At 32.4% G+C, this 22,811-nt stretch carries 19 protein-coding genes; 11 read left to right on the top strand and 8 right to left on the bottom strand.

From position 1 onward, the window contains the following. Window positions 1-83 precede the first annotated feature (83 nt). From AAC069_RS15640 to AAC069_RS15630, 3 genes are all read right to left on the bottom strand, one after another. Entirely contained in the window at window positions 84-410 is a 327-nt protein-coding gene (locus AAC069_RS15640; RefSeq protein ID WP_339921373.1) for a MauE/DoxX family redox-associated membrane protein, read from the bottom strand. Between the two features lie 234 nt (window positions 411-644). Then, on the bottom strand, window positions 645-1,607 hold the full coding sequence (locus tag AAC069_RS15635) for an AraC family transcriptional regulator (protein ID WP_339921372.1): 963 nt from the start codon (window positions 1,605-1,607) through the stop codon (window positions 645-647). Between the two features lie 49 nt (window positions 1,608-1,656). Next, complete coding sequence (locus AAC069_RS15630; protein ID WP_339921371.1) at window positions 1,657-2,034, bottom strand: hypothetical protein; 378 nt, start codon at window positions 2,032-2,034, stop codon at window positions 1,657-1,659. Window positions 2,035-2,295: 261 nt separating this feature from the next. Here AAC069_RS15630 and AAC069_RS15625 point away from each other — a divergent pair, with 261 nt between their 5' ends. From AAC069_RS15625 to AAC069_RS15590, 8 genes are all read left to right on the top strand, one after another. Then, window positions 2,296-2,595, top strand: coding sequence for a hypothetical protein (locus AAC069_RS15625; RefSeq protein WP_339921370.1), 300 nt, complete (start codon window positions 2,296-2,298; stop codon window positions 2,593-2,595). A gap of 173 nt (window positions 2,596-2,768) precedes the next feature. Beyond that, a complete protein-coding gene (locus AAC069_RS15620; RefSeq protein WP_339921369.1) occupies window positions 2,769-3,617 on the top strand; it encodes an RteC domain-containing protein in 849 nt (282 codons plus the stop codon). A gap of 254 nt (window positions 3,618-3,871) precedes the next feature. After that, window positions 3,872-4,210 carry a helix-turn-helix domain-containing protein gene (locus AAC069_RS15615; RefSeq protein ID WP_007139588.1) on the top strand — a complete coding sequence of 113 codons (339 nt, stop codon included), beginning with the start codon at window positions 3,872-3,874 and terminating at the stop codon, window positions 4,208-4,210. Between the two features lie 186 nt (window positions 4,211-4,396). Further along, the gene (locus AAC069_RS15610; protein WP_339921367.1) at window positions 4,397-5,689 is read left to right on the top strand and encodes a DUF3945 domain-containing protein; all 1,293 of its coding nucleotides are present in this window, start codon (window positions 4,397-4,399) and stop codon (window positions 5,687-5,689) included. A 21-nt stretch (window positions 5,690-5,710) separates the two neighbouring features. Further along, window positions 5,711-7,792, top strand: coding sequence for a DNA topoisomerase (locus tag AAC069_RS15605; protein WP_339921366.1), 2,082 nt, complete (start codon window positions 5,711-5,713; stop codon window positions 7,790-7,792). A gap of 525 nt (window positions 7,793-8,317) precedes the next feature. Then, on the top strand, window positions 8,318-8,656 hold the full coding sequence (locus tag AAC069_RS15600) for a helix-turn-helix transcriptional regulator (protein ID WP_339921365.1): 339 nt from the start codon (window positions 8,318-8,320) through the stop codon (window positions 8,654-8,656). After that, window positions 8,649-9,395 (top strand): ImmA/IrrE family metallo-endopeptidase, encoded by a 747-nt coding sequence (locus AAC069_RS15595; RefSeq protein WP_339921364.1) that lies wholly within the window; start codon window positions 8,649-8,651, stop codon window positions 9,393-9,395. The genes AAC069_RS15600 and AAC069_RS15595 overlap by 8 nt, the downstream gene beginning before the upstream one ends. Continuing rightward, a complete protein-coding gene (locus AAC069_RS15590; protein ID WP_339921363.1) occupies window positions 9,379-9,918 on the top strand; it encodes a hypothetical protein in 540 nt (179 codons plus the stop codon). Before AAC069_RS15595 ends, AAC069_RS15590 begins: the two co-directional genes overlap by 17 nt. 318 nt (window positions 9,919-10,236) lie before the next feature. On the opposite strand, the gene mobC is transcribed toward AAC069_RS15590, so the two are convergent. From mobC to mobA, 3 genes are all read right to left on the bottom strand, one after another. After that, a complete protein-coding gene (gene mobC, locus AAC069_RS15585; protein WP_339921362.1) occupies window positions 10,237-12,237 on the bottom strand; it encodes a conjugal transfer protein MobC in 2,001 nt (666 codons plus the stop codon). 104 nt (window positions 12,238-12,341) lie between these two features. Then, a complete protein-coding gene (gene mobB / locus AAC069_RS15580; RefSeq protein WP_339921361.1) occupies window positions 12,342-13,658 on the bottom strand; it encodes a conjugal transfer protein MobB in 1,317 nt (438 codons plus the stop codon). Continuing rightward, the gene (gene mobA, locus AAC069_RS15575) at window positions 13,655-14,098 is read right to left on the bottom strand and encodes a conjugal transfer protein MobA (RefSeq protein WP_339921380.1); all 444 of its coding nucleotides are present in this window, start codon (window positions 14,096-14,098) and stop codon (window positions 13,655-13,657) included. Before mobA ends, mobB begins: the two co-directional genes overlap by 4 nt. A gap of 704 nt (window positions 14,099-14,802) precedes the next feature. Here mobA and AAC069_RS15570 point away from each other — a divergent pair. From AAC069_RS15570 to AAC069_RS15560, 3 genes are read left to right on the top strand one after another with little or no spacing between them, the layout of a single operon-like run. Continuing rightward, on the top strand, window positions 14,803-15,570 hold the full coding sequence (locus tag AAC069_RS15570; RefSeq protein ID WP_339921360.1) for an AAA family ATPase: 768 nt from the start codon (window positions 14,803-14,805) through the stop codon (window positions 15,568-15,570). A 12-nt stretch (window positions 15,571-15,582) separates the two neighbouring features. Continuing rightward, entirely contained in the window at window positions 15,583-15,987 is a 405-nt protein-coding gene (locus AAC069_RS15565) for a DUF3408 domain-containing protein (RefSeq protein WP_339921359.1), read from the top strand. A gap of 22 nt (window positions 15,988-16,009) precedes the next feature. Next, complete coding sequence (locus AAC069_RS15560; protein WP_339921357.1) at window positions 16,010-16,642, top strand: conjugal transfer protein TraD; 633 nt, start codon at window positions 16,010-16,012, stop codon at window positions 16,640-16,642. A gap of 40 nt (window positions 16,643-16,682) precedes the next feature. Here AAC069_RS15560 and AAC069_RS15555 read toward each other — a convergent pair whose 3' ends face one another. After that, window positions 16,683-17,762: an MBL fold metallo-hydrolase gene (locus AAC069_RS15555; protein ID WP_339921356.1), complete on the bottom strand. Its 1,080-nt coding sequence runs from the start codon at window positions 17,760-17,762 to the stop codon at window positions 16,683-16,685. A gap of 3 nt (window positions 17,763-17,765) precedes the next feature. Further along, the gene (gene avs2 / locus AAC069_RS15550; RefSeq protein WP_339921355.1) at window positions 17,766-22,511 is read right to left on the bottom strand and encodes an AVAST type 2 anti-phage system protein Avs2; all 4,746 of its coding nucleotides are present in this window, start codon (window positions 22,509-22,511) and stop codon (window positions 17,766-17,768) included. Between the last annotated feature and the right edge of the window lie 300 nt (window positions 22,512-22,811).

Genomic DNA, 22,811 nt, shown 5'->3' with positions numbered 1-22,811 from the left:
TACAAATAGTACTGCCGACATTGTTACACATTCTCAGTTCTGTACATGGCACATTTGGAGAGACACGATTCCATCCTAGCTTTTCAAGAATTCCTCCACAGGAATAAAGAACTGTAATTCAGAACAATAAAGTTATAGGCAGTAGACAGTACCATGAGACTGAAAGCCGCATATAGTGCTACAATCCGAAAACGAGGAATAACAATAAAAATCGAAATAAGCAGTTCAATGACTGGAACGCCCCATGAAACCCATCCTGCAAAGGCACTCACCAAAGGGGATTGTCCCAGCTGTACTTGAAAGTTTTCAAAATCTAGTAGTTTACTTACTGCTGCATAAACAAACAATAAAACATATAGCAGGCAGATACTATTGAGAAGAATACTTTGGGTGGTGGCACGTAATTTCATATCGCTAAACTTTAAATTTAATCCGATATAAAATTCCGAAAAAAGAAAGAAAAAAGCGTTATCAATTTGGGAGCTTTAGTTACCCAAAAAGGAGTTTTTTAAATAACGGAGCGTTTCGCATATTTTTTCACTAATACCTCTTTCCTTCACATCCTAGAAATTAATACCGAGGGAAGTCGAAGGGCAAAACTCATAGCCGATAATAACCCAAACCCTTAACCTAAAACCGACAGCTCAAACCCCCACATCCCACAAAGCAGAACTCACTATCCATAATAAAACACCCGAAAGCCTTCTCTTAATGTCCATTGGGGTATAGCCGAATCGTTTTTTAAAAGCTCTTGAAAAATTAGGATAGATCGGAAATCCAGCCATGAAAGCAATGCTTTTTAGAGGTATGGTCGTTTGTTGGATCAAAAGATGAGCTCTTTTTAGCCGTTCAGTAGCATAAAATTGGTAAATACTCGTTTTAAATAAATGTTTAAATCCAGATTTCAGTTTATTGTCATTGGTTCCAAAAATCCTCGAAAGTTCTTTCATGGAAGGCAATGGTGAATCCAAATGCACTAAAATGTAATCATAAACATGTTGCATCAATTGTACATCATTATAGCTACTGAGTCCTCCATGCAAATCGGGATCATCATCGGAAACTAAAGTTTCAGCAGCGATAGGATCGGCAATAACGGTAATAACGGCACTAACTAGAATAGAGGTATCGTGTATCAGTCGTGAAATAGTGCAAAAGCAAGGGACAAGCAATTGCTCTTGGCTATTATAAATTAGCTGTTCGGTATTATTGTAGGTAGTATCCTGAAGTAATGCTGCTGTAACACGATTCCATATTGGCAAGGATTTCTGCGAAAGTATACTACTGAAATGTTTATTTTGGAGAGCATCAGGCGAAAATCCTAACACCTTGGGAACAGTGGAAATATAGTCTCGAATAACAAAATCAGCATCCAGAATAAAAGTAATTTGAACAAGATGGGTATGGGTATAATGAGGATTCACAAAACCTGAGTGAAAAACAGATTCCTTCATTTCTTCTGCAACCATATTAATGAGCATAACTAGTGCCTCCAATTCATCGTCTTGCTCGGTACGCTGAATGCGATTTGTAAAATTACCTGCCGCCATCTCAAGAAGCATCTGATACATATTTTGAATTCGCTGTTGATTGATTTCCTGTTGCATAATAGTTGGGCTTTAAATAAAATAGTCTAGAAAAAAGTTAATTAGAATATTAAATATAGGGTTCCAAAAAAGCCAAAGCAGCCGCCTCATCCGTAAATAGTTTTGTTGGGACACTTGGTTTGCAGATTTTAAGATAGTAAGAAGTCAAAATTAAAGAAATGCTCTGATGAACTACTAGACTTACTGCTTTGGTTAAAATAGAACCAGATTGAGACAAATAATCCCTAGCGGCTTTATCTGAATCCACTAAACCTCTTATATCACAAAAAACAGGGTATGCTTTTTCATTTTGCACCATAACTCGATCGGCTACAATACGCTGGGCAGAAGCCAAATTGATAACAACATTAGGTTTATATTCAACAAACAGAATGTCGTCACGAATCCAGAATTTGGCAAACTCATTCTCATGATGATTATATCTCATTTTACAATGATTTTACAATAAAACGAGACAATTTAGTAAAAAAAATAGTATAAAATTATAAAAGCTAGAGAAAAATAGTGCAATTAAAACTAACTGACTATAAAAATTATCATTTCGGGAGTATTAGTTATCATATAAGGATTTTTTTAAAAGTAAATGTCGGCGATTAAATTTTTATTTAGAATTTTATTCAATAAACAATCTCGAACAGGCTCTAAAATTTCATCAAATTTTGGACAGGAACAATTTAAAATTAAAAAAATGGCAAAAATTAAGCACAATAATTTCATAGACACAGTCGATGAGGTTTTATCAGGAGCAAAAAAAGAAGGAGTACTACATCTATATGCTGAACACAAAATATTGACAGGTAGGACAATTAAAATTAAAGGAAAAGAAGTGTTTCATTTTGGTACAACTGGTTACTTGGGACTCGAACAAGACATTCGGTTGAAAGAGGCTGCAATAGCAGCCATCAACAATTATGGTGCACAATTTCCACTTTCAAAGTCATATATTTCGGATCCGCTTTACAGTGAACTAGAGCAAAAAATGAAATAAGAGGCTATTTCACGTGTTGTGAGACAGCCACAATATTGTCTGAAATGAAATTATTGAAGCAAACGAAGTGACACTAGGAAAGATATGTAGCGGAATAACATTATGAACAAAACATTACCAAACTTAAAAGATGGGACATAAATGGATTACTTATTCACTTTAATATTGTCAGTATGATGCAGTCCACTTATAAAGATGCTCTCTACAGTATACTGAAAAAAGAACAGGAAATAAGTTTGGAATCAGTGCATGTAATAGACGAATCCTGTCGTATGACTAAATTCCTTCAGGATTTATTATCAGGTATGAAAAACCATGTTTTGGAGCATCATTTTACAGATGATTCTGAAGAAATTGAATTCTTCAGAATCATAAAACCGCAAATACTGGGTAAGTTAATCTATTACAACAAGATGTACAGAATAGAAACCTCTTGTCCAGTGAGTACTGGAAAAATGTATTATAAATATTTTTCCAGTGAATTACAGCAGCTAAAGCAGGAATATAAGGAACATATTTGCAATTCCGATTTTTACCGGTATTATCGTTCTGGACGAACTGACAGGGACCACGATTTTTTTAAATTGGGGAAGATAAATCTTAATACGGGCCTTAACAGTTTTATCTTTGAAGTTGATACCCAATTTTCTACTTATTATGATTACAAAGTTTCCCGTATTATAGCGGATGAACTGCTTTATAATTATCTGATTATCAAAATAAATCCCGTAGACAAGCCGGGTATGACTTTACAGAATGCCGAATCCACCAAAGATGTTTTCTGGACAGAATCCAAAAATGCAGTGATAGAATTGATTTATGCCCTTTACGCATCCGGAGCAATTTCTAATGGTAAGGTCGGAATCCGTAAAATCAGTTTAATTTTTCAGCTATTATTTCGTGTCCAATTGGGAGATATTCATCATGCATTTCATCGGATGAAAGACCGTGCAGGTAATCGCACTTTATTTTTAGACCAACTCAAATCTTCTTTAGAGCAGTATATGGATAAAGATTTATAAATAATTATATTCTTACCTCATTTAAAAGCAGTGTTTTAAAATACTGCTTTTTTTATAATAGCTACCCATATATACCCATTGGTAAAGCTCGCTCTGCATAAAACTTATCGTGCAAAATAATAACGTAATCATCTGAAAAACAATTAACTATATGTTTTTTAGAAATTCAAAAATCTTCTTTTCAATTGGCTAACCTTGGCAAAATATAGTACAAATGTTTTCCAACTTTGTATAAATGATTAAAACATATCTATATGAATATCGATAGAATGGAATTTATAAGTTGGATGGAACGTATCATGGAACGATTTGATTTAATGAATGATCAAATTAATGATGTCCAAAAAAGTAGAAACAATATTGATGGAGAAGAATTGCTAGATAATCAAGACGTCCTTCAAATGTTAAAAATCAGTAATAGGTCTTTACAGCGGTATAGATCTTCAGGTAAACTGGCTTACTATACAATTAGCGGCAAGATCTATTATAAACTATCAGATGTTCATCAATTTATACGGGATAGTTTTAATGCACCCTTTGAAAGATGTAAAGACAAAATAGGACAAGTCAAGCCAGTTGAAGTCATTATTTGATTGGAAGGTTCTTGTCCCATTATTTTCGGGTAATGAAATTTTAAATACTGTCGTAATGAACGAACAACCTATTGATAGACCAGAATTTTCAGAACAATTTTCGGATGTCTTACTAGTACTTGATACAAAAAAAAGAAAATTGATGTAGTTAGGGATATTGGAAAGGATCAAGAGCTACAAACGGTAATGCCTAAAAAAAAGAATGAAAACCAGTTTATACGTATAGACAAACACGGAGATCTGTTTACTAATTTTTTTACCAATTTCTACCATCAATTTAAAGATCCTACCCATTTTCCCTTTTTTAGTTTTTCAGCACAGCAAGCAATAGCTGTAGCTAATGAAATAAAAAAAGCGATTAAAAATCTTAACAAAGATGTAGAAAAAATAGCAGCCAAAAATGAAATAAAAATAAATTATAAACAAGAAAATAAGAATACTATGGAAACAACAAAATCAACAATGGAAACGGAAAACCGTTACAAATTAGAACAAATCGATTGGAAATCAATGTCTAATCTCGGATTAACTAAAGAACGACTTGAAAAAATGAATGTCCTAGAACCTTTGCTCAAAGGCTACAAAACAAATGAATTAATTCCTGTTACTCTTGATTTAGGGACTTCAATCACTAAAATGGATGCTAGGCTTTCGCTGCAAGCAAAAGAAGATGGGCAAGTAGTATTGGCAATTCACGGAATTCGAAAAGAACCTCAACTGCATTTTAAATTCTTTGGTCATGAATTTACAAAGAAAGACAAAGATAATTTGTTAAAAAATGGAAATATGGGGCGAGTAGTTGACTTGACAAATCCCAAAACAGGGGAAACAATTCCATCAATCATAAGTATCGACAAGTTAACAAATGAACTTATTGCACTTCGAACAACCCTCATTAAAATTCCAGAAGAAATCAAAGGCATTAAGCTTGATGATCAACAAAAAATGACTTTGTCAGAAGGTAAATCTTTGTATATTGAAGGTATGATTTCTAAAAAGGGAGAGCCATTTAATGCTTCTGTACAGTTTAATGCAGACAAGCGATACGTTGAGTTTTTATTCGATAGAGGAACTGCCAACAGGCAACTAGAAAAGCAAGATATTGAAGTTCCAAAAGCTTTTCGAGGAAAAGAATTGGATACTGCGCAATTTGGAAAATTCAAAGAAGGACAGACCGTGTATGTAAGCGGATTGGTTGATAAGAAAGGCAAAGAATACCAAGGTTATATCACATTCGATAAAGATACAGGAAAAACCGATTTTTCTTTTGACAATCCCAATAAGCTAAAAGAGAAAGCACTACCAAAAGAGGAAAGTAAAACACAAGTTGCTGTCAATTCAGAAGGTAAAACCAACGAGTCGACTAAAAATAGTAAAGAGCCTTTGAAAAGCAAGCAGAATAGCCCTGAAACTGAAAAGCAGCAACAACTACAAGAGAAACCCAAAGTAGCTGCTAAATCTAAAGGTCGAAAAATGTAATTACTCTAAAGACTTGTTCAGATGAAAGTAGTAATTGCAGAAAAACCAAGTGTAGCTCGGGAGATTGCTCTCTTGTTAGGAGCTACAGAAAAGAAAGAAGGTTACTTGATGGGAAATGGGTATCAGGTAACCTGGGCGTTCGGGCATTTAGTGTCTTTAGCAATGCCGGAAGATTATGGAATTAGTGGGTTTCAAAGAGAGGCTCTGCCTATACTGCCTAATCCATTCTTATTGACAGTACTTAAAATGAAAAAAGACAAGACTTATATTCGTGATCTTGGGGCATTGAAACAACTAAATACTATTGATCAACTATTCAAAAACTGCGATAGTATTATTGTGGCTACCGATGCAGGACGAGAAGGCGAGCTTATTTTTCGGTACATCTATGAATATTTAAACTGCTCTAAACCTTTCAAACGATTGTGGATTAGTTCATTAACGGAAAAGGCTATCCTTAAAGGATTTGAGAACTTGAAATCAGGAAAAGACTATGATGGTTTACATGATGCAGGAGTAGGAAGGAGCCGTGCAGATTGGTTAGTAGGAATCAATGCGTCGCAAGCACTAACTGTAACGAGCGGTAGTGGTGTTTTTTCGTTGGGTCGGGTTCAAACTCCAACATTAGCACTAATTTGTAAACGTTTTTTAGAAAACCAATCATTCAAAATTGAAGAATATTGGCAAATTGAATTAGAACATAACAAAGAGTATGTTGATTTTAAAAGTCTTTCTACACTTAAATGGGATGAAGGTAAAAAGGCTGAGTATGTATTGAAAACGTTACATAAGCATGGAAAGGCTTCAGTAATGGACACAGAAACTAAAACTGTTAATGAGCAACCACCATTATTATTTGATCTTACCGCATTGCAGAAGGAAGCTAACATAAGGTTAAGTCTAACAGCTGAAGAAACACTCAATATTGCTCAAAGTCTTTATGAGAAGAAATTCATTAGTTACCCACGTACTGGGAGTAAATATATTCCTGAAGACATGTGGGAAGAAATCCCTAAGTTGATAAGGATAATGGATGAGACTGAGAAATTCAAAGCTGTAGTTGCTAAAGTGAGATTAAATCGTTTGAATAAAAGGATTGTCAACGATTTAAAAGTAACCGATCATCATGGTATATTAATCACGGATAAAATACCATCGGCTTTATCCGCCAAGGAAAAAGCAATTTACGAAATGATTGCCAATCGATTATTAGAGTCAGTTTCTCCGGTTTTTACTAAAGAAATAACGAACATTCTACTGCAAGTTGCACACTATGATTTTGCCTTAAAAGGAGTTAAAATTTTGGATGCAGGTTGGAGATTTATCAAAGGTGATTTTATTGATGAGAATAAAGATTTAATTCAAGAATTGCCAGTACTAAAAATTGGTGATGAAGTTAAGATTAAGACAGCAAAAATAGTAGCAAAGAAAACCAAACCACCAATTATTTATACGGAATCAAGCTTGTTATCTGCAATGGAGAACGCAGGGAATCAGATTAAAAATGAGCAGGAGCGCAAAATAATACAAGGCGTAGGAATTGGTACCCCAGCTACTAGAGCAGCCATTATTGAAACACTTTTTAATAGGGAATATGTCAAACGCGATAAGAAATCACTACTGCCGACTGAAAAAGGATTAAAGGTCTATGAATTGGTAAAGGACAAAAATATTGCCAATGTAGTGTTGACTGCAAACTGGGAACTAGCTTTGCAAAAAATAGAGAATAAGGAATCTAGTTTAGCAATTTTCCAGAAAGAAATAGAAATTTATACAAAGTCTTTAACGCAAGAAATACTCGATTTAGGAGTAGAGGCAGAGCAACAACCGGAGCTACTTTGTCCGAAATGTAAGGTCCAAAAATTGATAATTCGGGACAAGTTGGTAAAATGCAGGGACGAAAAATGTAATTGGGTTCAGTTTCGAAATATTTGCGGCATCCAACTCAGCCTTGTGGATTTGGAGGCACTACTAACGAAAGGAAGAACCAGTCTCTTAAAAGGAATGACAAGTAAATCAGGCAAGAAATTCGATGCTTTTATAGCTCTGGATGAAGGAGGAGAGACCTCTTTTATATTTCCCCAAAAGAAGAAAAGGAAATAAATTAGTTAATGGATCTCTGCTTGTTTTACTAAAAAGTAACTATTACTGAATCTGCAATTCTCGCAGAAAAGATGAATCTAAGAGATTTGAGTACCAACTCAAATTATATAAAGGAAGGCTATAAGCAGGATAGGGCTGGAATGCAGTGGAGCGTAGGAACGGAGCGTAAAGCAATGAAGCTTTATTCTGCTTATATAAGCCTGACCGAACGGAAGGAATGAACGTGCGGAGCTGAGGAACGTAACAGCCTAAAATAAACAGCTGCTTATTTTTAAGTTGCTGTTTTTTTATGGGCTGTGAAGTGCCTGCGAAGGGTAGGTATGCCGAAAAAGAGATTTTGTTTACACCTTAATCATGATGACATACCGACGGTAGCAGCCGAACGGAGCAGAGTGAATGACTGGAGTGAGACTGAATTATTGGTGATATTTAACAGTCTACATTTAATTATTATAAAAATTTTAATGTTACTTTTTATTTTAATTTAATAAAAAACCGTAATTTTGCAACACTAAAAACTTAATTATGGATGCAATTATAGGCAATAATATTAAACTACTACGAGATAAGATAAGTTTAACACAAGGCGATTTGGCAGATTTTTTAGGATTAAGTAGAATGCAGATTATTAGATATGAAAATGGAACAACTCCCGTGTCGACTGATAATTTAACCAAACTTGCCGAACTGTTTTCTGTAGATGAGTATGACTTTTATGAAGAAGATGCCGCAAAAATAAATACAAATCTAGCCTTCGCCTTTAGAGCAAATGAGCTGAAAGTAGAAGATTTAAAAACTATTGCATCTTTTAAAAAAATTGCAATGAATTATTTAAAAATGAAAGAATCCATTTGTAATGAATAATATAATAGTAGAAAAAGAAGCAATTTCTTTTAGACAAAAAAATGGATTTGGTGCCAATGATCCAATACGTCTGAAAAGTATGCTAACTAATCTAGATGTAATTACTGTTTTTAAGCCGCTAGGAGCTGATTTTTCTGGTATGGCTTTGAAAATACAAAAAGATAATATTATTACTAGATTTATGCTAATTAATAGCGATCATAGTTTAGGAAAGCAACATTTTACAATTTCCCATGAGTTGTACCATTTATTTATTCAAAAAGAATTTAATACTATGATTTGTCAAACAGGGAGATTTGATAAAAAAGATAAAGAGGAATTTAATGCGGATTATTTTGCTGCGGTTTTATTATTACCTGAATCTGGAGTTAAAGCTCTTATACCTGATGATGAACTAAATAAAGATAAAATTTCGCTTAAAACAATTTTAAAAATAGAACATTATTATTCTTGCTCAAGAGCCGCTTTATTATATAGACTTATAGAACTTGGGATTATAACAAAGCAATTTAGTGAGAAATATAGAACTAGTATTAAGTACGGTGCTTTACAGCATGGGTACAATACTAGTTTATACTCAAATGGTAATAATAATCTTGTACTAGGTAATTATGGTGAATTAGCATATGAATTATATGAGAAAGAGAAAATATCCGAAACATATTATTATACGTTGTTAAAAGATTTAGGACTGACTGAACAGGAACTACAAATTATTATCAATGGCGAAGAAGAATAATGATAAAATCATCTTGATTGATGCTGATGTAGTTTCGCATTTTATTAAGGCGGGAGAGGTATATTCACTAAATGCAGTTTTTGATTATGAAATTAGAGTCTTAGACAAAGTGTATAATGAATTAAAGGATAATTTGACGTGGAAAACTCAGATAGATAATCTAGTTAATCAACGAATTTTGAAAATTGAACCGTTTCCTGAGTCTAATAATGAAATTAAAAAAGAGTATTTTCATATTAAAAAATTAATGTTAAAGGGTGAAGGTGAGAGTGCATGTTTAGCTTATGTCAGATATACTAACAACATAATAGCAAGTAGTAATCTAAAAGATATCAAACTATATTGCAATTTACATAAAATTGAGTATTTGACAACTATGGACTTCCTGTGTAATGCATTAAAAACTGGCTACTTCAGCCTTGAAAGATGTAATAAATTTATCACTGAGGTAATAAATAAACGAGGTAAATTACCAGTATCAAAAATGGAAGATTATACTTGTAGGGAATTAGATTTTATTTGATTTACAACACCTCTCGTGTAGTGGGATAAATTTCACGATAAAACCCGTAAAATAATTTAAGTTATTTAATCCGGGTTTAATTTTTTTGATAGTTTGGAGTTATTAAAAAAAAAAAACGAAAGAAAACGTACAACTAAATTTAGTGAAACATACAAAATTAAATGTCAGGAATACTTTAAAAGGAGTTGGTCCTTGGGGAATAAGACCTGCTTTTTCGCACTCATTTGTATAAATGTTCATTAATATGAACAAAAAAAGCAAATATGTACATAATAACAAACATTGAATAAAGGTTTATTCTATTTAGGGTAATTGATTTCAACCCTCTTGCACCAAATGTTGCAAATCAGGATCGTTTTTAATGCGTTCCAATTCACTTTCTATAATAAGAACAATATCACGCTTAATCTGTTTGTAATTAGCCTCAATTTCGACTTTCATTTGATCTTCGCCATGTTCATCAACGAAAGATAAAATAACGGGTATTTGTTTATAAGCTTTCGTTTCTGCCGTTACTTTTTCATTGTCTACCACAATTTCAGAATGGAAAATTTTCTGTTCAATACGTTCGTCAAAGTTATCTGAAACTGCTCCCACAAACACGCCTTGAGTAAGCGTGGAGATTTTTGATGCTGGTATCAAACTGTCTAGTTGTGTAGATATTGAGGTTGATTTGTCATTTCGATTGATCGTTAAACTCTGGCGTTTCTGTAATACTTTGCCAAATCTTTCTGATAAGCTTTTGGCCGTTTCTCCAACAACCTGACCACTAAAGATATTACCCACAGTATTCTGAATGACCTTACTTTCCTTATCACCATAATCACGTGTCAATTGCGAATAATCTTGAAACCCCAAACATACAGCTACTTTATTACTTCTAGCTGTGGCAATCAAATTATCTAATCCTCTAAAATAGATAGTTGGCAACTCATCAATTATCACCGAACTTTTTAATTTTCCTTTCTTATTGATTAGTTTTATGATTCTCGAATTGTACAAACCCAAGGCAGCAGAGTAAATATTTTGTCTGTCGGGATTGTTTCCCACGCAAAGAATTTTAGGTTCATCCGGATTATTGATGTCCAACGAAAAGTCATCTCCCGTCATCACCCAATAGAGTTGAGGTGAAATCATTCGTGACAAGGGAATTTTTGCGGAAGCGATTTGTCCTTGCAATTGATCTTGTGCGCCACCTTGCCAAGCATCCATAAACGGAGATAAATAATTTTCGAGATCAGGGTAGGAAGTAAGGATGGTAAAAACATCAACATATTTCTTGTTGAGCAATTCAATGGCATGTGGAAACGTGCAGTACTTTCCATTGTCATAAATTTTCAGGAACCAAATAATAGCGGCTAGTAATATAATGGGAGACTCCACAAAGAAATCGCCTTGTTTTTGTATCCAGCTGCGGTTAAGATTCAACATAATGGTATAGGCTGATTCATAAGCATCTGAGATGTCAGTCATAAAATCTGGATTGATTGGATTGCAACGATGGCTTCTGCTAGGATCGTCAAAGTTGATAATATAGATTTTTGGTTTAACGGTATATTTATCGCTGTGTTTTAGTAAATGATTATACGCAATAGTAGAAAGATCATCGAATTTGAAATCGTAGATGTACATCGAAAATCCTTTTTCGATATGCTGCTTTATATAGTTGTTTATAATGGCGTAACTTTTTCCAGATCCAGGTGTTCCTAAAACTATGGAAGCTCGAAATGGATTTACCACATTAATCCATCCTTCATTCCATTTGCCTTTGTAATAAAATTTGGTTGGCAGATTAACGGAATATTCATTTTGCATCAATTTGGTTTCTTGCATGAAACTTTCATTCTCATTATTAAAAACATCGCTCATAAGATTGGTACGCAATAGTCGACTGATCCAAACTCCAGCCATCATTAACGAAATATAGCCGGCTGACGTAGTGAATATGTATAAAGAAATCGCTGTACCATCAGACAACTTCAGCAATGGTGTGTTGAGAAAGAAAAGTATAAATCCAACGATTAAGGCAATGGATATTTTAGACCAGCTAATTTTTTCGTTTTTGACTCCTTTTGTTCCCAAACAGCTTAATGCTAACAATACCAAAGCAAAAATTTTGGTGTAGATGGTGTGAGAGAATAGACCTGCAGTCCGTTGAAAATTGCCTAGGATCTTGTTAATGATTTGTAGCGTCCAACCCTTTTCTAAGAAAAAACTATAACAAAACCAGTAAAAGTGCATGAGTACTAGAAGGATACTTACAGCGCGCATGAAAGCCATTATTTTGGCGAGTCCTCTTAAATCGTCTTCTCCTTGCATAATCGAAAAGTTAAAAATGTAACGAGCGAAAGTAGATCGAACGTAAAAGAACCTAAGTCAATTGACTTTCGCTGGCATCAGTTGGCGTTGGTTGTCTCGCTAAACTATTTCTTTCCGTGATGATTGTTGCGTTTTGTCTTTTTCTTTATTTGATTAGCAAATATTAGCTCTTCATAATCTTCACCTTGAGTAATTGGTAGTAAAGTTCCAAGGCTTGTTATAAGTCCAAAGTCAGGTATAGAATGGGTTGAATAATTTCCATCAAGAAAATCAAAAAGAGCATGTGGTTTTTCTGTTTCTGGCGAGGATTCATTTTTACTAGCTGTGGATGAAATTGTTTTGGTATTCTGTCTCTCATTCTGAACTTTTTGAGTCCCTCCATTTTTCCATAAATCATTAAAAACGTTGGCAGATAAATTTTTATTTAATTGGGATCCATTCCAAACAGTGCGCGATTCATGGTCAATATAAGTCATTCCGTATATACGACCTTGATCATTTCTTCGAACAATGGTGTTTACTCCCTGATCAACTAGTTGCTTCTTGAAATCGTTTTCATTATTCGTGGTGTGCATGGCAACTTCTATCGAATTTTTCAGGATTTCTTTAGCAGGTGCTGTTTTCATTTTCTCTTTAGATTGTTCGAAATGATTTTGCAAACTATCCATACCAGCCTGTTTTCCAAAAAGAGAGGATTTGAAAGGATTAGTTACCTTTTCTCCTTTCTCCTTCACTGCAAAATAAACAAGTCCTTGCTTAGACTGACCGTGTATTTCTCCGGTTATTTGCTCAGCGGTAATATTAAAAAGAGAAAGTAGTGCATTATAAGCTCCTAAACTTTGATACTGATAATACTTTGGCAGATGTCGAATTACCGATGCTATTTGACTTTTTACATTGGCTTCCTTATAATCAACTGGTTTAAAAATTACTTCCTTCGGTTTTTGATTCTGTTCAGTTGCAGGAAGTAATTGATATTTTTGCTCCAATGCACGGCACGCATTCATGGAACGTAATTTCTCATAGGAATCAGATAACTTTTTTCCGTAACGATCAACGCAGATCGAAACGATATGAATGTGAGTTCGTTCAATATCGGTATGCTTGAAAATGACATAAGGTTGGTCTCCATAGCCCATCAGTTCCATATAGTCTTGTGCGATTTTTTTAAAGTCTTCATCACTTACACTATCTTTTGGGTTGGGGTTTAGAGAGATATGCAAAACAGGTTTCTCTGTTCGCTTGTTTGCCATTAAATACGGTTCGAATGAAGGGTATAATTGGTTAACAGTAAATTGTCCATTGACTGTTTCTCTTATTCTATGAGTCGCTATTATTGATCCATTTTCTTGATCTACTTTAAGTTGATTATAAGAAAGTGCACCAATTATATTTGATCCACGACCAATTTTTGCTATCATTTCTCTTCTTTTTTCAAATGTTTTAATTCGAATTCTTCCGTTAAATGAGTGATGGCACGACATAATTGAGCCAACTCGATCGTTTGTTTCTCTAATTTAAAGAGATAGGCTGCGGCTTTCTTTTCAGAAAAATTACGGTACAATATCTTAACAATTTGATTGTAATTAACACCAACAGCACGAAACTGACCGTACAAAGTGGTTAAGCGCATGTAATAATCCATTGCTGCTAGATCTACTTTTACCGTTTTTATTTGCTTTTCAAATAAGAGAGAAGTGATAAATAGCGCTTTATTATCCGCTCCTGAAGCTTCAAAAAGAGAAAGGAATTTAGCATTTTCCTGGTCTGTTAATCGAAAAACATAACGGTGGATGCTAGGATCCTTTTTAGGATTCCTACCGCCTTTATGTTGATTTTTGCTTTGTTGATTCTCCATCATCATTCTAATTTTAATTTTTAGAAAACCCCGACTTCGGAGGGAGTTTTAAGCACCTGCAAGGGCAAGTTGTTTTGAGGCACGGAATTCATTTCGAGTGCCTCAAAACACAACTTGCTCTGTTCTGGTGAACAGATAATCTGCCCTTCGGGACAGATTTAATAAAGCAGGGAAAAACGGCTTTAAGCCGTTCCTGTTCTTATTCAAATATAGATTTGAGCCTTTCATTTTTTAATTTATTTACTTATTTAACAAAGTAAATCATTGATTTTTAGAATGGTGTAGTAGTAAGTATTGCCAAACATTGCCATTGAACGCCAATGTATTCCTTATTCTGAGATGTTCTGGAGTTACCAGCTTTCTTTGTTTCAAAGTTGTAAAAGGATATTTATAAATGACTCTATATCCAATTTCAAACACAAATACCAAGGTGCAGGAGTAAGCAAGTATTTAGTAAAATAGTAAAGTATAAAACGATACAGTTGTACAACTATGCAACTATAAAAGCATAAAAGTAGTAAAACAAATGAGCGTACCTATTATCAATAAACAAGGCATAGCTGTTGGAAATTGTATGAGTCTACAATTGTAAATAAGCACATACTTAAAGTAAATAAATAGGGCAGAACCTTGTATAGAAATATAAGAAGGCACGCTGCTGTACAGCAAAACAATTTAGTAAATAGATAACTTTAAAATTATAAGTAATGGAAACAATAAAAAAAACTTTAAAAATTAGTTTCTCAACTCAAAAGGGTGGAGTAGGGAAATCTACAATGACAACTTTGTTGGCTAGTGTGCTTCATTATCGATTGGGATTTAATGTACTGGTTTTAGACTGTGATTTTCCGCAGCATAGTCTCGGCAATATGAGAGACAGAGATCTTAAAACGGTGATGCAAAATGAATATCATAAGAGAGCGGCAATGAAGCAATTTCAGACGATTGATAAAAAAGCATTTCCTGTCATTCGCTGTAAGGCCGAGAATGCGCTAGAAAAAGCGTCAGAATATATAGAGCAATCGAATAGTGATTGGAATATTATTTTGTTTGATCTTCCAGGAACTGCCAACACTAAAGGTGTTTTGACAACTTTGAAAGCAATGGACTTTATCTTTTCTCCTATTACTGCCGATCGTTTGGTAGTAGAAAGCACTTTAGGCTTTGCCAAAGCATTTTTGCAACTTCCAGAAACAGATGGAGGCAACAAGAACTTAAAGTTTTGGTTGTTTTGGAACCAAGTAGATAGGAGGGAGAAGACTAGTTTGTATAAGTCCTATCAAAGTGTAATAGAAGAATTGGGTCTTTCTATAATGGAGTCAAGAATAATGGATAGTAAGCGTTTCCGCAAGGAAACGGATGATACTAGTAATTATATTTTTAGATCTAGTTTGCTTGCTGCTGAGCCTAATTTGATGAAGATAACTAAGCTAGATCTTTTTGTAAATGAATTTCTGAAAATCATAAACTCCTAAATCTTTTCTTGTATGGAATCTGATAAAAAGCATAAGGGTTTTCAAAAACCAGTTGTAGATGAGGATTACCTCATGAATATTATGAGCGGGGATGAAGCGATCAACAACGATAAAAACACAAGTCAAAGTATCGAAGCTAAGGAAAATAAGCCTAAAGAGAAAATTCGTGTAAGCACTCCAAGGAAACGGAATTATGAAGAAGTATTTCTTACCAACAGATACCCGTCTGGGCGTAGTGGTAAAGTGGTGTACATAAGACCTGAATACCACGAACGGCTCCTTCGAATTGTTCAATTGACAAGGGAAGAGAAAACAACTTTGTATTCCTATATCGATAACATTTTAGAACAGCATTTTAATGATTTTGGAACCGAAATTCAGGAATTTTTTAATGAGAGAAACAAGCCGATTTTTTAATTAATGTATAACACTAAATAGCATGGAAACTGTAATTGTAATTTGTTTACTCATCATCATTTTCCTTTTGGCAAAGGATAAAATTGTCATAGGAAAATATCATAAGCAAAAGCCAAGGCAAGAGAAAGTCAATTCGAATCTACCTGATATTATGGGGCAGCCTAAGCCTCAAAGAAGCCTTTGCGTGCCAAAGAAGCCCTATGACAGACAAGAGCAAAAAGAGGTTCATTATAATGGTAATTTTGATATAGAAATCGACGAAGATAAAGTCGAATTACAAATTCCACAAGAAGAGCTGGATGAAGTTTTTGGGAATGTACCTGATTTTGAGAATGAGGAAGAAGATTGGAATAGTTATGGACGATCCGATGGCGATAATGGTTTTGCCCAAGGGGTTACCTTTGAAGAATTAAGCACTGTAAAAAAGTTGTTAAAAAAAGAGAAAATGAGACCCTCTCAAAAGGAAACAGCGACAGTACTACTTCAGAAAATACAAGGAACCGAATTATTCGACCTATTGGAAAATTCTATCGAAGATGCTTCTCAAAAAATAGCCAAGCTGCTAGACGGTACACTTTCTTCAGAGACGGATTCTGGTTCTTCTATTTTGCACAAAAATGATTTGGAAGATTTTGATATTGGGGAGTTTGTTTAAATTCCCCGATATTTTTTAGAATCTTAAATTGTTATCTTATTTATACAACGTCAAATTTTAAATATTTCTCTATTCCATAAAATACTTCAAAATTATACTCTGCATAAATACTACTATTCTCATTCTTGAAAATACTTCTCAGGATTTCATTATCATAAGTAAAATGAAATTTATATTTAGAATTTACTGGACGCCGATCATTCTTTAATATTCTCGCAATACATTCTTTCGATGGCAGATTATGGTTGTTTTCGCCATTAACGCTAAAGAAATAGTTGTTGCATTCAATTAAGCTGTAAAGTGCATCACTATTGTTTCCTTTACTGCCATGATGAGTAACTTTAACCCAATCACATACTATTTTATTATCCTCATTAAACCCAAGATTTTCTAATGAATTTACAATATCAGTGGGATGAGAATCTGCTAACCAAAGTATTTTTTTATTATTAAATTCTGTAAGTACAGAGATACTACTTCCATTTTCAACCGAAACATCTTCTTTCCATTTATCCAAAGTAAAATCGTTGATAAGCATTTTGTAGTCGTTTTGTTGTGGTGCTACTGCGTAACTTATTTTTTCATCTTCTTCTCTTTCAAATGATTTTGTGCTATCTAAAGGATATTTTAATCTTAAGTTATCTAATTTTTGAGGAGATGGTGACAAAATCGTTATTTTTAATCCAAACAATTCAACTGGTTCCATTGAATTTGTAATGTCAATATTTAATAACTTATTATTCGATTTTAAGTACTCATATAATAAATCTCCTTGTCCAATACTGGCAAATTTACTTGCACTCTTTGTTGATGGATTGAAATCATAACCTTTCGGTGGATTATAAAAATACTGATTTACGATTTCTTTATATTCACCATCATTAATAGTATCAATATACTTTATTATTCCACCAATATGATCATCGTGAATATGTGAGATAATCCATATATCAATTTGTTCTCCTCTATTTGTGATTTCTTGAATTTCTTTCTCTAATACATGACGAAAAGTCCTTTCATAACCTGCATCAATAAAAATATTATGATATTTATTATCAGTGCCAAGATACCTTAAGCTTGCAGCATCTCCACATTCAGCTTGAAAAAATTTAATTTCCATATTTTAAAAACTTTCTTCTTCTAAAGATTTAATTTGACCTTTAATAATGCCATTTTCAAAGTAATAAACACCGCTTAACTCCTTGTGAAAATTAGTATGTCTACTTGATTGATAAGACATTTTTTCACCTAGTACTGTCCAAATTACATCTAAATTATTTACATCCAAAAACTTTAAAAATTCTTTCTTTTTTATCATTAGACCTTTATAGTTTTTGTTGGTCACGATTATTTCATTTAATTCATTTTTAAATTGTCCATCAATTGGTGCATATTGAAGATCCATTCCTTTAAATATTGTCTCGCAAGGCATATCATAACTAAAATGAGCATCTGATTTATCATCACTCATTTCTCCAAGAGCATTTGAAGAGGCAATTATAAGCTTAAAGTTGGTATCACGAATTATCTCCCATTTATTTTCTTTATCACTATCTAAATATGCAGGTGACCAAAATTTCTCTCTATTTATTAATTTACTATAATCACTACTTTCTGGCATCCAATTTCCCCAGAAATTTTGATAAACAAGCCAATTTAGTATTTTATTCTTATCTTTTTTATTTATTAAATAACCTTGAATTTTATAAAAGATCTCTTTACGTTGAACATCATATTTATCTTCACCAATTGGTTTTGGTTCATTCCAAGAAACAATTTTTTTCAAAAAAAGCCAACTTTCATTATTTTTAGAGTCATTTTTCTCAAGAATATCTTTTACTATTGGCAAATCATCTAGTTTTTCAATCCATTCAGAATTAGTTTGATTCCAATATTTATAATCTAAATCTTCCCACCATTCTTTTTTTTCGCTCAAAATTCCTAAATCATCTTTTTCTTCATTTTCCTCTGGATTTTTTAAAGTAAAAGCAGGATCTATATCTCGAATATAAATTTGCCAAGGACCTTTGAAAAATTCATATTTTTTATCACTACTCCAACTAAATTTATTTAATTTATAGTTATCCGAAATCATAGCTAAAATTTCAAAAAAAGCAATTCTTTGATATTTTTTTCCAATTCGCTCAATAGTATTTTCGCTTCTTGAAGTATAACGTGAAATTGAATCATCATATTGACCGTGAATTTTTGCATTAAACCCAAGTTTAAATACTCTATCTATAATCCAATATTTGAAAGAATTAATATCCCTTTTATTTAATTTCCAATCTGCAGATATATATTTTGCTTCTAAAAATGGAATTACTTTTTCCAACAAATACAGTTTTTCGTTAGAATCAAAAATATCATCAATAAAATTCAACATTTTATCTAAAAATTCATCAATACTTTTTAATTGAGATTTGTGTTTATCTTCACCATATTTATATGTGAAAAGAGACTTATTTTTATTTAATGAAGCTTTTGTTTTTAAAATTTCAATTATTGTTCGTAATAACTTCTTTTTACTATTATTTAATGATTTATAAAATAAATTATATTCTATTTCAAACGTAAAACTTGTTGGGGCAAAGTCATCTAAACAACCATCAATATGCTTACTAAAATCACCATAACCTGTTACTGAATGGTATATTCTATTGTTCGTTAATCTATAATCTTTTTTAGATTTAGGGTCATCATATGGAACGCTATATTTTAATACTTCTTCCTTAGAAGGCAGTCTGTTGGGTAGCTTACTTTTATATGGAGGTCTTATTAAACTTATGTCAATTTTTAGTTTAGGATTTTTATATAAAGCATATTCTATCGTATTTCTTGCATAATCCCTTAATAAAATATGATTTGGAGGTATTCCTTTTTTGAAAATATAATTATAAATAACTAAAGCAATTTTATTGATAGAATCTACGTTTCCAGTTCTTAAAACACATCCATAGGCTATAGCATACAGTCTTTCAGATACGTATAAATCATCAATATTTTTAAATGATTTTAAAATTGATATTAGAGCATCAGGTTGTTGCTCTAAAAGATTAACCATTGCTTTTGTCGTTTGATCACGTAATTTAATATTGGTAGAGGATAAAACCCAAGTTAGTGTTTGAGCTGTCAATCTAGTTGTTTCAAAATCTAACTTGTTAGAAATATCTGGTGTCCAAGCCCAATCAATTAAGCGACGAATGGGATAACCATTTTCATTGTCATCATAACTACTAAAATATCGTAAATGCTGTTGCCAAAAGCTATCTCTCACTGGCATTTTATAACTCTTCAATATTCTAAACAATCTATCACTATTAAATGGATGCCCTTTAATAGTTGATAATTCAATCAACTTGTAAAAATAGTCATCTTCAGAAACTCTAAAATATTCTCCTCTGAACCAATTTACAAGTTTTTCATTATCTATGCTTTCAATCTTTCGCCAATTTAAGCTGTCTAGTAAAAAGCTATTTAATACTCCTATGATGTGTGATTTATGAAATTTATCAATTTCGTCATTCTCAAAATACCAATTATAAACTTCAAATATTTCTAACTTGAATTTTTCTGGTAACAAAATAGAAAAAGCTTCGAGAATACCTTCATTATACCAATATCCGTTTCTATCGCTAATTAATTTTCCAAACTTATTTTCTTTTTTAAAACTATTTATGACATTATCTGAATTATTAAAGTTCTTTAATAACTCTTCGGCAATATAAAAATCTCCAAATCGTTGGTATGCAAAATATATTACTTCTTCTTGCTGATTTGTTTTATAGTTTGTTTGTGGATTTGTTATGAATATACTTTCTTCTATTAAATCATTTAATAAAAGTTTGTGGTCTGGAAATTCTGTTTTTAGCAATTGTCTAACATCTTTGAGTAGTAAAGAGTTATTTTCATTATTGTAGTTTGCAAATGCTACTTTGTGAATTGCGTCTAAAACAACATTACAATATTTATACTCATCGCGTTTGTTTTGAAACTTACGATTTATTGAATCAATATAAATTTGAAAAATACTACTTACTCCTTGGAAACCCTGCGGAAATGTTTTTTCGGGTGTGTCTTTAATTGTATCACAGATTAATTGTAAAAACAACGGTTTTGTAAATTCAGGTGCTAATATTGGAAAGTTAGGTTGTTTTAGTCCGTGAAATTCGCAGAATAATTTAAGAGCTGCATATTCATTGCCTTTAAATCCTTCGTGAGTTTTAAAAGTTATCTTAGCATCTTTTCTAACATTCTCCGGAATTACAAAATCTAAATAGGTTGTTCTAATTGTTAGAACTAAACCAATAAAAGGATAGTTGGTAAATTCATTAATAAAACTTGCAATTCTAGAATTCCATAAATCCGCACCTGCTCCTTCATTGATTGCATCAACTAAAAACAAAACCCTTGAGCCAACTTGCTTCCCTATATTATTTAAAGTTTCTAGTAATTGTTTATTTGTACAGTTGACGGATAAATTGGATTTAATGTTTTCCCAAATATCTTTAGAACTATTAAATTGTTGTCCAAGTAATAAAAGAGTTGGTAACCCCCTTTTTATTCTAGTCTTTGCGATATCTCCTAATAAATGTGATTTCCCGTTTCCAGCATCTCCTTTAATTATTAAATAAGGATTATTCGCAAGATTAACATGTACCTTATTTGAAATATCATTAATAAAATCATTATTAGATTGTTTTATTTCTCTTAATCTGCTTGTTTCTTGTTCATAAGGAGTTCGATAAGTGTGATCTTGTTTAATATTTTTATTTTTTTCTTCTTCCTCCCTTCTCAATTTATAGACTTCTTGAGATTTATCGTCAATACAATCATTGAGTTTTTCTAAACTTTCCAACAGCCATTTTACATCAATATTTTGGATAATTGAATTTTCTAACGTTTTAATCCAATTAATAGCTTTCTGTTTGACACTATCATATTCTTTCTCAATTTTATCAAGATGAATATTATCATTTAATTGTCTATAGCCTTTTTCTACTATCCAATTATCAACGATATTTAAAAATCTTTTGAAGAAATAATCATCTTTAGCAATATCGTTGAAAATTTTTGCAATTGGTAATTGAAAATTTAAATCTTCATTAAATCTAGGCCCTAAATCTTTTATAGAATTCAGAATATGCTTAGTAAAGAACTCTGATGTTAATCCGTAGTTGCCAAAATATCCAAAAGTTATACTTGGTAGATATTGTTTATATAACAATTCGTTAATTATTTCAATATATTGGCAATAGATAACTTTCCCTTTTTCTTCAGGTCTGAATCTAGTGAAAATCCCATATAGATAAATTTCGTCTTCAGCTATTATATAAATTGGACTCCCAGAAAAGCCCTCAATTGAATATTTTGAATAGTCTTCATGTAGTTGTAATTGAAATTGATTATCTATACCGTGCACCCAAGTTGGGTATAAAGTTGCAAGTTCTTTTCCATAAGTAGCGTTTGGAAACCCTTTAGTTATGAAATTACTATAATTGCTTCTTTCTTTTACAGGTGAAATTTTTGGAATTATACCAATAATATTTTCAACTTCTTTTTTATCTAAAATTAAAACAGCGACATCTTTAGTTATATCGGTAAATAATAATTCTCTACTTACTTGTACTTTGATAGTCTCATATTCTGTAGAATCTGATTTTAGAATGTCTATGCAGATTTCGATTCTTTGGTCTTTGAATGCATCTCCATCTGCGAAGAGACAATGAGAAGCTGTAAGGACGTAAATTTTGTCTTTAAAGTTGTCTTGATAATATAATACTCCACTTCCTATATAGATATTTCTTGAAGATTCTTTAAGCCTTACTGTAATTTTTGTAGTTATTTTATCCAAAGATGTTTCGAACATAAGTTTATAATTATGAGCAATAGTTAAAGCTTGTGGATTGTCATTTTAATTTATTCTATCTTCTTCATCAACATTTAAAAACGTTCTTTTCTAATTATTAGTCTTTCATCACGCTGTATTGCATATTGCAACTTAAAATATCATAATATTGATTACCCAAATTTAGTGATTTTTACTATCACAAACTAAGTTGTCAAGTCTTCTTCTGCCAAATAACTCCACTTAACGACAACATATTAAACAGCAACTGTTTCCAAATGATATTTGTTCCATACTCCCGTAAAGTACAGGAATAAAGAA

The sequence above is a fragment of the uncultured Flavobacterium sp. genome, from assembly GCF_963974175.1.
Classification (GTDB): Bacteria; Bacteroidota; Bacteroidia; order Flavobacteriales; family Flavobacteriaceae; genus Flavobacterium.
Note: the sequence above shows the minus strand (reverse complement) of the source record. Positions and strands in the feature narration are given on the sequence as shown.

Coding starts and splice junctions, on each gene's coding strand:
- AAC069_RS15640 (WP_339921373.1), bottom strand. CDS start 410: ATGAAATTACGTGCCACCACCCAAAGTATTCTTCTCAATAGTATCTGC.
- AAC069_RS15635 (WP_339921372.1), bottom strand. CDS start 1,607: ATGCAACAGGAAATCAATCAACAGCGAATTCAAAATATGTATCAGATG.
- AAC069_RS15630 (WP_339921371.1), bottom strand. CDS start 2,034: ATGAGATATAATCATCATGAGAATGAGTTTGCCAAATTCTGGATTCGT.
- AAC069_RS15625 (WP_339921370.1), top strand. CDS start 2,296: ATGGCAAAAATTAAGCACAATAATTTCATAGACACAGTCGATGAGGTT.
- AAC069_RS15620 (WP_339921369.1), top strand. CDS start 2,769: ATGATGCAGTCCACTTATAAAGATGCTCTCTACAGTATACTGAAAAAA.
- AAC069_RS15615 (WP_007139588.1), top strand. CDS start 3,872: ATGAATATCGATAGAATGGAATTTATAAGTTGGATGGAACGTATCATG.
- AAC069_RS15610 (WP_339921367.1), top strand. CDS start 4,397: ATGCCTAAAAAAAAGAATGAAAACCAGTTTATACGTATAGACAAACAC.
- AAC069_RS15605 (WP_339921366.1), top strand. CDS start 5,711: ATGAAAGTAGTAATTGCAGAAAAACCAAGTGTAGCTCGGGAGATTGCT.
- AAC069_RS15600 (WP_339921365.1), top strand. CDS start 8,318: ATGGATGCAATTATAGGCAATAATATTAAACTACTACGAGATAAGATA.
- AAC069_RS15595 (WP_339921364.1), top strand. CDS start 8,649: ATGAATAATATAATAGTAGAAAAAGAAGCAATTTCTTTTAGACAAAAA.
- AAC069_RS15590 (WP_339921363.1), top strand. CDS start 9,379: ATGGCGAAGAAGAATAATGATAAAATCATCTTGATTGATGCTGATGTA.
- mobC (WP_339921362.1), bottom strand. CDS start 12,237: ATGCAAGGAGAAGACGATTTAAGAGGACTCGCCAAAATAATGGCTTTC.
- mobB (WP_339921361.1), bottom strand. CDS start 13,658: ATGATAGCAAAAATTGGTCGTGGATCAAATATAATTGGTGCACTTTCT.
- mobA (WP_339921380.1), bottom strand. CDS start 14,098: ATGATGGAGAATCAACAAAGCAAAAATCAACATAAAGGCGGTAGGAAT.
- AAC069_RS15570 (WP_339921360.1), top strand. CDS start 14,803: ATGGAAACAATAAAAAAAACTTTAAAAATTAGTTTCTCAACTCAAAAG.
- AAC069_RS15565 (WP_339921359.1), top strand. CDS start 15,583: ATGGAATCTGATAAAAAGCATAAGGGTTTTCAAAAACCAGTTGTAGAT.
- AAC069_RS15560 (WP_339921357.1), top strand. CDS start 16,010: ATGGAAACTGTAATTGTAATTTGTTTACTCATCATCATTTTCCTTTTG.
- AAC069_RS15555 (WP_339921356.1), bottom strand. CDS start 17,762: ATGGAAATTAAATTTTTTCAAGCTGAATGTGGAGATGCTGCAAGCTTA.
- avs2 (WP_339921355.1), bottom strand. CDS start 22,511: ATGTTCGAAACATCTTTGGATAAAATAACTACAAAAATTACAGTAAGG.